Annotated in this window: 14 protein-coding genes and 1 pseudogene; 7 read left to right on the forward strand and 8 right to left on the reverse strand. The window is 62.5% G+C overall.

Features of this window, described 5'->3' with window-relative positions; all coding sequences use genetic code 11:
* From OC610_RS10720 to OC610_RS10750, 7 genes and pseudogenes are all read right to left on the reverse strand, one after another.
* Window positions 1–430 (reverse strand): annotated as a pseudogene (locus OC610_RS10720) (sigma-54-dependent Fis family transcriptional regulator); the annotation flags it as partial.
* A 143-nt stretch (window positions 431–573) separates the two neighbouring features.
* Complete coding sequence (locus tag OC610_RS10725) at window positions 574–1,515, reverse strand: alpha/beta hydrolase (RefSeq protein WP_408636567.1); 942 nt, start codon at window positions 1,513–1,515, stop codon at window positions 574–576.
* A 60-nt stretch (window positions 1,516–1,575) separates the two neighbouring features.
* Window positions 1,576–2,598, reverse strand: a complete 1,023-nt coding sequence (locus OC610_RS10730; RefSeq protein WP_264427759.1) for a transketolase family protein — start codon at window positions 2,596–2,598, stop codon at window positions 1,576–1,578.
* Window positions 2,595–3,443 carry a transketolase gene (locus OC610_RS10735; RefSeq protein WP_264427760.1) on the reverse strand — a complete coding sequence of 283 codons (849 nt, stop codon included), beginning with the start codon at window positions 3,441–3,443 and terminating at the stop codon, window positions 2,595–2,597. The genes OC610_RS10730 and OC610_RS10735 overlap by 4 nt, the downstream gene beginning before the upstream one ends.
* Window positions 3,444–3,460: 17 nt before the next feature.
* Complete coding sequence (locus OC610_RS10740) at window positions 3,461–4,759, reverse strand: MFS transporter (RefSeq protein WP_030141715.1); 1,299 nt, start codon at window positions 4,757–4,759, stop codon at window positions 3,461–3,463.
* Between the two features lie 99 nt (window positions 4,760–4,858).
* The gene (locus tag OC610_RS10745) at window positions 4,859–5,608 is read right to left on the reverse strand and encodes an SDR family NAD(P)-dependent oxidoreductase (RefSeq protein WP_264427761.1); all 750 of its coding nucleotides are present in this window, start codon (window positions 5,606–5,608) and stop codon (window positions 4,859–4,861) included.
* A gap of 22 nt (window positions 5,609–5,630) precedes the next feature.
* Complete coding sequence (locus OC610_RS10750) at window positions 5,631–5,759, reverse strand: hypothetical protein (RefSeq protein WP_264427762.1); 129 nt, start codon at window positions 5,757–5,759, stop codon at window positions 5,631–5,633.
* Between the two features lie 44 nt (window positions 5,760–5,803).
* Here OC610_RS10750 and OC610_RS10755 point away from each other — a divergent pair, with 44 nt between their 5' ends.
* Complete coding sequence (locus OC610_RS10755) at window positions 5,804–6,721, forward strand: LysR substrate-binding domain-containing protein (RefSeq protein WP_264427763.1); 918 nt, start codon at window positions 5,804–5,806, stop codon at window positions 6,719–6,721.
* Between the two features lie 37 nt (window positions 6,722–6,758).
* Here the strand turns inward: OC610_RS10755 and OC610_RS10760 are convergent, their stop codons facing one another.
* Entirely contained in the window at window positions 6,759–7,610 is an 852-nt protein-coding gene (locus OC610_RS10760; RefSeq protein WP_264427764.1) for a LysR substrate-binding domain-containing protein, read from the reverse strand.
* A 242-nt stretch (window positions 7,611–7,852) separates the two neighbouring features.
* Here OC610_RS10760 and OC610_RS10765 point away from each other — a divergent pair, with 242 nt between their 5' ends.
* The 6 genes from OC610_RS10765 to OC610_RS10790 all read left to right on the forward strand — a co-directional run.
* A complete protein-coding gene (locus OC610_RS10765) occupies window positions 7,853–8,695 on the forward strand; it encodes a transporter substrate-binding domain-containing protein (RefSeq protein WP_264427765.1) in 843 nt (280 codons plus the stop codon).
* Window positions 8,696–8,749: 54 nt separating this feature from the next.
* Complete coding sequence (locus OC610_RS10770; protein WP_264427766.1) at window positions 8,750–9,484, forward strand: amino acid ABC transporter permease; 735 nt, start codon at window positions 8,750–8,752, stop codon at window positions 9,482–9,484.
* Complete coding sequence (locus tag OC610_RS10775) at window positions 9,474–10,262, forward strand: amino acid ABC transporter permease (RefSeq protein WP_264427767.1); 789 nt, start codon at window positions 9,474–9,476, stop codon at window positions 10,260–10,262. The genes OC610_RS10770 and OC610_RS10775 overlap by 11 nt, the downstream gene beginning before the upstream one ends.
* Window positions 10,249–11,085, forward strand: a complete 837-nt coding sequence (locus OC610_RS10780) for an amino acid ABC transporter ATP-binding protein (RefSeq protein ID WP_264427768.1) — start codon at window positions 10,249–10,251, stop codon at window positions 11,083–11,085. Before OC610_RS10775 ends, OC610_RS10780 begins: the two co-directional genes overlap by 14 nt.
* 27 nt (window positions 11,086–11,112) lie before the next feature.
* Window positions 11,113–11,712, forward strand: coding sequence for a cysteine dioxygenase family protein (locus tag OC610_RS10785; protein ID WP_264427769.1), 600 nt, complete (start codon window positions 11,113–11,115; stop codon window positions 11,710–11,712).
* A 45-nt stretch (window positions 11,713–11,757) separates the two neighbouring features.
* On the forward strand, window positions 11,758–13,247 hold a 1,490-nt coding region (locus tag OC610_RS10790), incomplete at its 3' end, for a rhodanese-like domain-containing protein (protein ID WP_264427770.1).

Consider the following 13,247-nt stretch of genomic DNA (forward strand, 5'->3'; position numbering starts at 1 on the left):
GCTGCGCGGCTGCCAGCGTTGTGCCAATGCCATTGGTGCCCACCACCGATTCCTCCCACTGCGCACCCACGACCAGCCCTGATTGCGTATAGATGTCGGGCTGGTCGGGCAGTCGCGAATCCAGGGTGATGCCGCGCTCGTCGCTCAGCAGCACGGCAAAGCCGGCGGGCACCACGCGCCGGGCCAGACCGCTGACGCCCTGGCTGGCGATGGAAAGATACTGCTGGTGTTGTTCCTGATGGCGACGAATGTCCTCGGCGCTGAGGATGTTCTTGCGGCTCGCCGCACCGGGATCGAGCCGGTGCTCCACGACGCTGCGGTACCAGGACTGTGCGATGACGCCATCTGGCTTCAGGCCGCGTCCGGAAAAATGGTCGTTGACGAAGGCCGCCAGTTCGCTGGGGATCGGCTGCGCGCTGTGCAGGGTCATGAAAGGCTCCCATCGGGCGTGACGCCCGCGCTGGGCTTTCACGGCAATCTTGTTATTGGGGGATGGTCTGCGTTGCAGATATCTACCATAGACGCTGGCGCGCAAGTTTTCACCGTTGGATTGCAGGTCCGGATCCCGCTTCGTCACCTCCTCAAAAATACTTTCAACGCCCGAACGATGTCGCAGGTCGATTGATCCGCGATGCGCCCCGGCACCTGGTCAAACATGTGTGGCGCCCCAGGATAGACGTGAAGCTCCAGGGCAACCCCTGCGCGAGACAGCCTCATGGCGAAATCGATGTCTTCCTCGAGAAACAGGTCTTGCGCGCCGACCGCGATGAACGTCGGCGGCAGGTTGCAAAGGTCTGGTTGCAAGGCCGGTGAAAACAGGCCGACACGATCGTCGTCCAGGGCGTAGCCACCGCGTAGGCACTGCCAGCAGAACTGATTGGGTTCCGGCAGCCAACTGAACGTGGCTGTTTCCCGGCTCGGGTAGGGGGATTGGGCTGAGCCGGTGCGGTGGTCGAGCATGGGGTAGATGAGCACCTGGCCGGCGAGCGGAAACCGAGCTTTGTCGCGGGCCATGATGGTCAATGCGGCGGCAAGCGCGCCGCCGGCGCTATGCCCCATGACCGCAATGCGCCAGAGATCCAGGTGCAGGTCCTGACTGTTTTCGAACAGCCAGGCGAGGGCGCTGTAACAGTCGTCGAGGGACGCCGGAAAGGGATGTTCGGGCGCCAGTCGATAATCCACCGCGATGATGGACGCACCCAACTCGTCGGCCAGGTCCGCCAGGAAGTCATCGGCCATTTCGGGTTTTCCGAGTACGAAGCCACCGCCATGGATGGACAGGATCGTCGGAAGGTTTGCATCAGACGCCAGGCATTTCGGTCGGTAGAGGCACAGGCGCAGGCGTTCGGCATCGGCGCCTGGAATCCAGCGCACTTCGCATCGCGCGCGGTGCTCGGGTTTGAACGTCGAATGAACTCGGGCGCGGATGGCCGGCAGCGTGCTCAGTGACCATTGTTCCGCACCCGAGGCCACAAGACCGCTGAACGCGGGATCGAGCCATTCATCAGGCATCAGGTTTCGCTCCCTTTTGCTTGGGGCTGCCGGGTACCTATCGCCGGTACCCGGCGCTTGCTGTTAAAGCCAGGCTTTGATTTGCGCGCAAACGGCCTGGGTGGAAATGCCGTAGCGATCATGCAGCGTCGGCAGCGCGCCCGCGTCGAGGAAGGCGTCTGGCAACGCGATTTGCCTGAATGTCGGGGTCACGCCATTGCGCAGCAGGACACCGGCAACCGCTTCGCCCAGCCCGCCGATGATGGAGCTGTTTTCCGCGGTCACCACCAGTCGCCCTGGCTTTCTGGCCTCGGCGAGGAGGGTGTGTTCATCCAGCGGCTTGATGGTCGGCATGTGCAGGACCGCAACATCGATGCCGTCGGCCTGCAGTTGCTTGGCGGCTTCCAAGGCACGCATCGTCATCAACCCGGTGGAAATGATCAGCACATCGTTGCCGGTGCGCAGGGTCTTGGCCTTGCCGATCTCGAACGTGTAGCCGTATTCGTCCAGCACCAAGGGCACGTTACCGCGCAGCAAACGCATGTAGACCGGGCCTTGGTGGGCGGCGATGGCCGGTACAGCCTGCTCGATTTCCAGCGCGTCACAAGGATCGACGATCATCAGGTTGGGCATGGCGCGGAAGATCGCCAGGTCGTCCGTGGCCTGGTGGCTCGGACCGTAACCGGTGGTGAGGCCTGGCAAGCCACAGACGATCTTGACGTTGAGGTTCTCCTCGGCGATCGCCATGCAAATGAAGTCGTAGGCCCGACGGGAAGCGAACACCGCGTAGGTCGTGGCAAACGGCACGAAACCTTCCCGGGCCATGCCCGCCGCGGCGCTCATCAGCAACTGCTCGGCCATGCCCATCTGGTAGAAACGATCCGGATGGGCTTTGGCGAAGATGTGCAAGTCGGTGTATTTGGACAGGTCGGCGGACAGACCGACGATGTCCGGGCGCTGGTCCGCCAGTGCGGCCAGCGCATGGCCGAATGGTGCTGGTTTCGTCGCCTGTCCTTCGGCGGCAATCGAGGCGATCATCGCCGAGGTGGTCAGGCGTTTCTTGCCCGGCTGGCCCATCGCATCAGGTGTGTTGGCGGCGTTGCTCATGAGTGTTTTCCTTCTTCAAGGTTGTTCAGCGCCAGGTCCCACTCGTGTTCTTCGACGCGGATGAAATGGGTCTTCTCGCGGTTTTCCAGAAACGGCACACCCTTGCCCATGCGTGTGTCGCAGATGATCACCCGAGGCTGGCTGGAAGGGTGATTGCGCGCCGCATCGAATGCTGTCACCAGGGCATCCAGGTCGTTGCCGTCGACGCGTTGGGTGAACCAGCCAAAGGCTTGCCAGCGGTCAACGATCGGCTCGAACGAAAGGATTTCGCTGGAGTAGCCATCGGCCTGCTGGTTGTTGACGTCGACGATGGCAATCAGGTTGTCGAGCTTCCAGTGCGACGCCGACATCACGGCTTCCCAGGTCGAACCTTCGTTCAATTCACCGTCCGACAGCAGGTTGTAGATGAAGGCGGGCGAGCCTTTGCGCTTCAGGCCCAGGCAGGCACCTACGGCGATGCCCAAGCCTTGGCCGAGGGAGCCTCCGGTGATTTCCATGCCCGGCGTGTACGTCGCCATGCCCGACATGGGCAGCCGGCTGTCGTCCGCGCCATAGGTTTCCAGCTCATCGAGGTGAACGATCCGGGCCTCGATCAAGGCCGCGTACAACGCGATCGCGTAATGGCCGATGGAGAGATAGAAGCGATCACGTTGCTCCCACTCAGGGTCTTCGGGCCGATGGTTCATGGCGTGGAAGTACGCGACCGCCAGCAGGTCGGCGGCGCCCAGGGCTTGGCCGACGTAGCCTTGTCCCTGGACCTGACCCATGCGCAGCGCATGACGACGGATATTGTGGGCGCGGTCGGCCAGGGACGTGGATGAAGCAGATGAAAGCGAGCGAGTCATGGTGGAACTCCGGTGACTTAACGATTGACCAGGGCGGCGGGAATGCGCAGCACCAGCAAGGCGCCGCCCAGCAGTACGCCGGTGATCAGGTACATGCCGATGGCGCTGGAACCGGTCTGCGTGGTGATCCAGCCAATCAGGTAGGGCGAGCAGAAGCCGGCAAGGTTGGCGAAGCTGTTGACCGCCGCGATGCCCGCGGCGGCGGATACCCCGCCGAGCAAGGTCGTGGGCAGCATCCAGAACATCGAGGACGCAGAGAGGATGCCGGACGCAGCCAGGCACAGGCTCAGGATGGACAGCAGGATGTTGCCCCCCAGCAGCGCGGCGAGCGTCAGCCCGATGGCACCGGCGATCATCGGTGCGATCAGGTGCCAGCGCCGCTCGCGATGCTTGTCGCCGCTGCGGCCGATCAACAACATGGCTGCGATGGCGCAAAGGTAGGGCAGGCTGGTCAGGAAACCGATGTGCAGCGGATCGGAAACCCCGGCGTTGCGCACCAGTGTCGGCAGCCAGAAGGTGATGGCGTACTGGCCCATGACCACGCAGAAATAAATCCCGGCCAGCAGCCACAGGCGGCGGTCACGGACGAACTCGCCCACCGAGGCATGGGTGACCTTCTGCTGGTTGTCCTCGGCCAGTTCACGGCTGACCAGGGCCTTCTCTTCATCGTCCAGCCAATGAGCCTGATGCACGCCGTCCTTGAGATAACTCAGCACCAGCAGCCCGACGACAACGGTGGGAATGGCTTCGAGCACGAACATCCACTGCCATCCGGCCCAGCCGTGCACGCCGGCGAAATGGTTCATGATCCAGCCGGAGAGCGGGCCGCCCACCATGCCCGACAAGGGGATGGCGATGAACCAGAGCACGGTCATGCGCGCACGCCGATAAGACGGGAACCAATAGGTGAGGTACAACAGCAGTCCCGGGGCCAGTCCTGCTTCGGCGACCCCGAGCAGAAAACGCAGGGCATAGAACTGCCAGGCGGTCTCGACGAAGGCGAACAGCGCAGAAATGATGCCCCAGGTGATCATGATCCGCGCGATCCAGACGCGAGCGCCGACTTTATGCAGGATGACGTTGCTGGGGACTTCGCAGAGGAAATAGCCGATGAAAAACATGCCCGCGCCCAGCCCGTAGACGGTTTCGCTGAGCGCCAGGTCGTTCATCATTTGCAGCTTGGCGAAGCCGACGTTGACCCGATCCAGATAGGCGCACAAATAGCACAGCATCAGGAAAGGCATCAGCCGCCAGGCCGTTTTCCGGTAGGCATTGGAACGCACGGTCGAAACCGCTTCGAGCGACAAAGTAGTCATGATGGCCTGATCTCTTGTTTTTATTGACCGCCAGGCAAACAGCCCGGCTGGGGTCTTCGATCCAGAACCGCACGGGCCGCGATGGCCCTCCCAGATGCATCAGTGAATCAGCATGCCGCCGTTCACATCCAGGGTGATGCCTGTCAGGTAAGACGATAAATCGCTGGCCAGGAACAGGGCGGCGTTGGCGACATCCTGGGCCTCACCCAGGCGACCCAACGGAATGCCGTCGATGATCGCGTGCCGACGCTCGTCCTGCATGAGGCCGCCGGTGATGTCGGTGTGGATCAAGCCCGGGGCAATGGAGTTGACCCGCACCTTGTCCGGACCCAACTCGCGTGCCATTGCCTTGGCCAGGCCCAATACGCCGGCCTTGGCGGCGCTGTAATGCGGCCCACCGAAGATGCCGCCGCCACGTTGGGCCGACACCGAAGACATGCAGACGATGCTGCCGCCTTGCTGTTCGCGCATCAGCGGAATCACCGCCTGTGACATGAGCAGGGTGCCGCGCAGGCTGACGTCCAGGACCTTGTCGTAGTCCGATGGGCGGATATCGAGGGTCTTGAGCGGCTGGGTGATGCCGGCGTTGTTGACGAGGATGTCGATTCGGCCGAAATGTTCGATGACCTGGGCGACCGCCAGTTGGACCTGTGATTCATCGGCAACGTTGGCCGCAAGGCCGAGATGGCCTTCGCCCAGGGCGTTGGCGGCGTCGCGTGCGGCTGATTCATCCAGGTCGAGAATCACGACGCGGGCGCCGTGTTGGGCGAACGTCGTAGCGGTGGCGCGGCCAATGCCACGGGCAGATGCGGCGCCGGTAATGATCGCGACTTTGCCTTGCAGAAGCATGGAGGTGTACCTCGGATTGTTTTTATTGGGTCGATTTGGAAAAAATCGATGACTCAGCTTCTGCTTTGCCTCCTGGCTGAGCAATGCCGTAAAAATCATTCAGTGCTGAAAAAAATTCAGCACTCGGTTGCTTGCGGATGGACGCTTTCACGGCGAAGCTCAACAATCATTAGAACTATTGTCGAGTGATCTACCATGCGTACCGACGCCGATGCCCCCTTGATTCTTCCACCGCTGAAAGCAATTCAGGCTTTTGAGCAAACGGCTCGGTTCAGCAACGTCGCCAGGGCAGCGGAAGTGTTGGACCTGACGCCCTCTGCGGTCAGTCATCAACTGGCGAAACTCGAAGCCATGATTGGCCGGCAATTGTTCGTCCGCGCCGCTCGAGGGGTAACGCTGACGCCGGTGGGTGAGCAATACCTCAAGGAAGTCTCTGGGGTACTCCATAGCCTGGCGGTCGCCACCGAGCGCGCGGCCAGCGACGTGAGCCTGGACTGTTTGCGCCTGCACTCGGCGCCCAGCTTCGGGTTGTTGTGGTTGATGCCGAGACTGGAGGCTTTTCGAGCGTCCAACCCGGATATCCAGATCAACCTGTCGTGCTCCTACGAATCCCTGCATTTCAGTCGGGACAAGATTGACGTGGATATCCGCCACGGCACTGCAAACTGGCCCAGTTACGAAGTCCGCACCGTGCAGAACGAAACCTTCGCGGTGCTCGCTTCGCCGAAACTGCTCGCGCAGTGCCCGATCCGCAGCGCGTCCGATCTGTTGGATTGCGACCTGGTGCTTTCCGAAGCCACCTTGCTCAAATGGCCGCAATGGTTTGCGCAACATGGCCTGGCGCGCCCGGAGAAACCTTACGCCTTGAGCTTCGACCGGTCATACATGTCGCTGGAAGCAGCGAGCCATGGGTTGGGGTTTGCCTTGGAAAGCACGTTGCTGGCGAAGAAATACCTGGCGGCCGGCAGCCTGGTCGAGGTGGCGCCAGAGGCGCTCAGCGCCCCCGTGGCAGCCCACCATCTGGTGTTTCCCAAGGCCCACTCGAGTTTCCCTCGCGTCCGGCGTTTCCTGGAATGGATGGAAAGTGAGTTGGGGCAGGGCTTCGCGTATTGACTGTCGGAAGCAGCTTCGGGCAATGACGAGCGTCGTCTCAATGCCCTTGATTGTTCCTGATCAGGTCATAGGCCCGGCGCACCAGCGGGTTGACGGTATTGGGCCGGATCCACAGGTGATAGGTCACATCCGGCAGCCGTGGCAAGCCATCGTTCTCACCCAGCACGCGCATGTCCGGACCGAGCATTTCCATGCTGCGGGACGTGACACCCAGGCCGGCGCGGGTGGCCGCCTTGATGCCGATCAGGTTCGAGGCCAGGTAGGCCTGGCGCCATGGGATATTCGCGCGTTCGAGCGCTTCCAGGGCATAGCGCCGATAGATGCTCGGCTCATCCACCAGGATCAACGGCAGGGGTTCGCCGGGATTGTGGAGGTACTGCGCCGAGCAGATCCACCACACCGGCGAGGTGCGCAACGCGAAGCCTTCCAGGTTCGGGTCCTGGCGTGTCGAGATGATCATGTCGACCTTGCCCCGGTGCAGGTCATCCATCAGGAACGGGCTGCGCCCAACGTCGATTTCAAGGCGCAGGCGCGGAGCCGAGCGGGCGATGTGGCTGAGAATCGGCGGCAGGATGGTGTCGGCGATGTCGTGGGGCGAGCCGATGCGCAACACGCCGCTCAGGCTGCTTTCACGCAGGGAATTGAGCGCATCGTCGTTGAGCGAGAGCATTTGTCGTGCGTGCCGTAGCAATTGCTGGCCCGCTTCGGTGAGCTGCTTGTGCCTCCCGCGTTTTTCGAACAGCGTGACTCCGACCTGTTGTTCCAGGCGCTGCATGTGCTGGGTGACCGACGATTGCGTACGGGCCAGTTGGGCGCCCGCTTCGGCAAAGCTGTGGTGATCGACCACGGCAATGAAAGTGCGCAGTAATTCGAGATCCAAGGTCGACATGGCTATCGTTTCATATCAAGGCTGAAAACCTAAACATTACAGATTTTTATGTGTCGGGTGGGCTGCTCTCGCTCGATATGCGCTTCGGCCCCATAAAACCGTGGTTATTCGTTTTTCGTTTGGAGACCAAACCTGACGAGTTATAACGATATTAGATATTTGAATTTCCGTCGGCTCCGAGTGCTACCTAGGATGCCCACTCATCAGGCCGGGGGACGCCGGCCATCCATGAGGGGAATTCCATGTCACTTGAGCGCTCACCCGTAAAACGCTTGCTGCCTGTCCTGCTGGGCGCCCTGGTCTCGTTGTCGACCGTCCACCTTGCCCATGCCGATGCCACGCTGGACAAGATGGAGCAACGCCACGCGTTGGTGGTGGGTGTGTTGTTGTCCGGTGGACCGTTCGGCGGTATCGATCCCGCTACCCAGAAACCTCGCGGCTTCAACGTCGATCTCGCCCAGGAACTGGGCCGGCAACTCGGCGCCGAGGTGCAGTTGGTGCCGGTGCTTCCCGCCAACCGCGTGCAGTTCTTGCAGCAGGGCAAGGTCGACCTGCTGATTGCCAACATGGAATGGACCGCCGAGCGCGGTGAAATCCTCGGCTTCGTGCCCACGCCGTTCTACCGCGTCGGCGGCACTGCGGCAGTGCTCAAGGACAGCAAGATCAGCCGCTGGGAAGACTTGAAGAATCAGCCGGTATGCACCTCCCAGGGCAGCAGCTACATCAAGCCGCTCACAGAGCTGGGCGTCGAGATCAAGGCCTTCAAGAGTTCCTCGGAATCGCTCCTGGCACTGCGGGGCAACAATTGCGTCGCCGCGGTGCATGACGCCACGCTGATCAATCCGTTGGTTGCCGAGAACCCCGAATGGCAGGGCTACCGCGCCCTGAGTCCGGAGCTGAACCCGGCACCCTCGGTGATCTGGACGCGCAAAGGCGAAAGTGACACCCAGGCCAAGCTCGACCCGATCATCCAGCAGTTGCACCGCAGCGGTTGGCTGATCGAGGCCCAGACCCGTAATCGCATTACCCCTGCATCACCGGCCTTGGTGGAGTTGCAGAAACAGTTCCAGGCCAACGGCGCCTGAGATAGTCGTGCTTACGTCTCTCTCGACCCATCTCGACGCTCAAGGTACTCGCCCATGACCCATTGGCTGGAGCAATTCGTCCACTGGAGCGCCGGGTTTGGCCTCAACTACAACTTCCTGCTCGATGCCTATCAGCGCGGCACGCTGGGGCAGGGCGCGTTGACCACGGTGCTGTTGTGCCTGCTGACCATCATCGGCAGCCTGCTGGCCGGCGTCGGTCTGGCGGCGATGTTGACCTCGGGCAAGCCCTGGCTCACGAGACCTGCCCGGGTGTTTGTCGAAGTCACCCGCAATACGCCAACCCTGGTGCAGCTGTATTGCGCGTTCCTGGTGTTGAACATGTTGCTGACCGAGGCCGTTGGTGCGGCCAACCCGCTGACACCATTCGCCTGGGTGGTGATCGTGATCTCGCTGCACAAGGGTGCGTTCCACGCCGAGGCACTGCGGGCCGGCATCGAAGCCGTGCCCACGGTGACGCTGGAGGCGGCCAGTTCGCTGGCGTTCAACAATCGCCAATTGTTATGGAACGTACAATTGCCGCTGGCCCTGCGTTTCGCCTTGCCCGCGCTGATCAATAACCTGATCGACCTGGTGAAAATGACCGCCGTGGCCTCGGCCATCGCAGTGGGTGACATCACCTACGCGGCCATCATGATCTGGACCCAGAGCGATAACGTGCTGGAGCTGATGATCCTGATCCTGGGTTTTTTCGGCCTGCTGAGTTTCACCGTCAATTGCGTGGGGCGCTGGCTCGAAGCGCGCCTGAGGATGCCCGGCTATGGCCATTGATTCGTCCGTCGTTTTGCCCCGGGCCTGGCCGCGTCGCCATATCGGCAAGTTGCTGTTGGGCGTGGGCGCGCTGTGCGCACTGGGGTATTTCGCTCAACACAGCCCGGTGCTCAAGGCGTTGCTGCAGTGGTCTCCCGCCTTGGCCGCCGGGTTCGGCCAGAACATTCTGATCAGCCTGTTGGCCATCGGGTCGGGCTCCGTGGCGGGGCTGCTGGTCGGTGCCATGGTCGTGTCGCCCCTGCGCGTGCTGCGCTGGCCGGCGCGGCTCTGGGTGCAGGTCTTCCGCAACGCGCCCTGGTTGGTGCTGATCTATTTCACCACCTATGTGTTTCCGTTCGAGATTCGTATCGGCAGTGCCTATGTCGCGTTCCCCGACTGGGTCAAGGTCACGCTTGGCCTGGCGTTGCCGGCCAGCGCCAATGTCGCGGAGATCTTCCGTGGCGCCATCGCCTCGATCCCCAGCACCCAATGGGAGGCCGCGCGGTCCCTGGCGTTCAGCCGTGGGCAGATCTTCCGCTCGATCATCCTGCCGCAGTGTTTCAAGCGCATGTTGCCCCCTTGGATGAACCTCTACGCAGTGATCACCATGGGCACTGCGCTGGCCTCCCTGGTGGGCGTGCATGACGTGATCGACACCGCGCAGATCGCCAGCAACACCGTGAACCAGACCGGGTTCACCGTGGTGATCTACCTGAGCCTGCTGGTGCTGTTCTTTGCCTATTGCTACCCGATTTCCCGTCTCACCCAATACCTGGAGCGACGTTATGCCTTCTATTGAAACCGTCGCCGAACCCCTGGTCAGCCTGCGCGACCTGCACCTTTCGTTCGGCGGCAACCCGGTGCTCAAGGGCATCGACCTGGAGGTGCGCCGTGGCGAGGCCGTGTCGATCATCGGCCCGTCCGGCTCGGGCAAGTCGACGATCCTGCGCTGCATCACCGGCCTGTTGCAGCCCCAGCGGGGCAGCATTCGCGTCGGTGCCACCGAGGTCCACACCCTGGCCCATGAGGCCCAGCGCATCGAGCTGCGCAAGCGTGTGGGGTTCGTGTTCCAGCAGTACAACCTGTTCCCGCATCTGTCGGTGTTGGAGAACCTGGTGATCGCGCCACGCAAGGTCCTGGGCCGCCATCGAGCCGACGCCGAGAAAGACGCCCGTGCCTTGCTCGCCAAGGTGCGCATGGAACACAAGGCCGATGCCTATCCGGGGCAGCTCTCGGGCGGCCAGCAACAGCGGGTGGCGATTGCCCGTGCCCTGGCGATGCGTCCGGAGCTGATCCTGTTCGATGAAGTGACCTCGGCCCTGGACCCGGAAACCGTCGGCGAGGTGCTGACGGTGATTCGCGAGCTGACCGAAGAGGGCATGACCTGCGTCTTGGTGACCCACGAAATGCGCTTCGCCGAGGAGATCAGTGACGTGGTCTATTTCACCGAGAACGGCGTGATCGTCGAGCATGGCAGCGCCGCCCGGATTTTCCAGCACCCCACCCACGAGCGCACCCGGGAATTCCTGCACCATGCCCTGGGCGAGTCGGGGCGGCGGGTGCCCATCGCCGCTGATCCGTACCTGTTGACCAACCTGAGCCGCTACAGCCTGTCCGTCTGACTTTCCGTTAAACAAGGAGCCCGCCCCATGAGTATTTTCAAGCGTCCTGACGTCATCGAAGATTTTCTGCAGAAAGTGCGTGTCATCCACCAGCGCGGCGTGGACCGCGCGGCCTTGGAGGACATCGTTGCCCTCCTGGAAGGCCTGGCCGAGCGCCGCGACTTGTTCAACTTCGACGCCTTTCCCGCGCCGGTTCCGGGGCAGGGCAGCACTGCGTTCCGCTATCGCCTCAATGACGACGGCGACACCCCGACCCTGTACCTGAACTCGCTGTTGCCCGGCAAAAGCACGATCCCCCACAACCATGAGACGTGGGCGATCATCAGTGCTGTCGAAGGCCAGGAAATCAACTACGTCTATCGGCGCACTGATGAAGGTCGCGAGCCGGGCTACACCACTTTGCACTTGGAAAAAGAAGTCATCGTGCAGCCGGGGACGTCCATCGCGTTCCTGGGTGAGGACGTGCATGGAATCCGCGTGGCCGGGGAGCAACCGACCCTGCATTTCCATCTCTATGGCTTGCCGCTGGAATCGCTCAACGGCCGCTACGGCGTCGAGGCGGACGGACGCATCCTCAATTACAACGCCTCGCAAATGGCACCGTCGATCAAGGCCTATGCCCACTGACGCCCCTTGAATTCCAGTCATTCCATTTCTTCCGGCGGGACCCCCATGAGCCAGACCGTAACCCCCCAGCAACTGCAGCAGTGGCTGTTCGACGGGCAGGAAATCGCCCTGTTCGACGTGCGCGAGCACGGCCAGTATGGCGAAGCCCATCTGTTCTTCGCGGTGAACCTGCCCTATAGCCGCCTGGAGCTGGACGCTCGGCGGCTGGCACCCAACCCCGCGGTTCGGTTGGTTATTCACGACCAGGATGGCGGGGACCTCGCCGTGCACGCGGCGCAACGCCTGCGGGCACTGGGTTACGTGAATGTGCACATCCTGGAGGGCGGCGCCGACGGCTGGCAGGCCGCCGGCTATCAGTTGTTCGCCGGTGTGCATGTGCCCTCCAAGGCGTTTGGCGAGCAGGTGGAGGCGGTGCGTCACACCCCTCACCTCACTGCCCGTCAACTGGCGCAATGGCAGGCCGAGGGTGAACCGCTGGTAATCCTCGACGGCCGACCGTTGGAGGAGTATCGCAAGATGACCATTCCTGGTTCGATCTGTTGCCCGAATGGTGAATTGGGCTACCGCGTGCACGACTTGGTACCGGACGAGCAGACCCCCATCGTGGTCAATTGCGCCGGCCGGACCCGCAGCATCATCGGTGCCCAGACGCTGATCGACCTGGGTCTGAAAAACCCGATCTATGCCCTGGAGAACGGTACGCAAGGCTGGGACCTGGAAGATCTCCAACTGGAACGCGGTAGTGAGCGTCGGTATGCCGATGAGGTATCAGGCAGCACGTTGCCGGGCCAGCGCTTGGCGGCGGCACGACTGGCCGCGCGGGCCGGGGTGCCCGCCGTCGAGGCTGCCCAGGTCGAGCAGTGGGCGACGGACGCCGGGCGCAGCCTTTTCCTCTGCGATGTGCGCACCGCCGAGGAGTTTGCCGCCGGCACGTTGCCGGGTGCGCAGCACACGCCGGGCGGGCAGTTGATTCAATCCACCGATCTGTATGTGGGGGTGCGCCAGGCGCGCGTGGTGCTGTTCGACAACGACGGCGTGCGTGCACCGATCATCGCCAGTTGGCTGCGGCAATTGGGTCACCAGGCCTTTGTGTTGTCGGGCGGGTTGAGCAGCGGCGTGGCTTTGCCGGTTCCAGCCGTTGTCGCGCCGCAAGCATTGCCGCTGATCAGCGCGCGGGCCTTGGCCGATGCCCTCAGGGATGACGCCGTGGCATTGATCGACCTGCGTTCGAGCAGGGCCTATCGCCAAGGGCATATCGCCGGGGCGCGCTGGTCGATCCGGCCGTTATTGGCCAGTGCGCTGGCGGGTGAGCGGCGGCCATTGGTGCTGGTGGCCGATGACCCTCGATTGGCAGCCTTGGCGGCACTGGAACTACCGCAAGCTGAAGTCCGCTTGCTGGAGGGCGGTCCTGATGCCTGGCGGTCGGCGGGCCTGGCGCTGCGAGAAGGCATCGACACGTTGCCGGATGAAGCGTGCATCGATTTCCTGTTTTTCACCCATGACCGTCACGCTGGCAACAAGGATGCGGCGCGCCA

This window comes from Pseudomonas agronomica, from assembly GCF_025917275.1.
GTDB lineage: Bacteria > Pseudomonadota > Gammaproteobacteria > Pseudomonadales > Pseudomonadaceae > Aquipseudomonas > Aquipseudomonas agronomica.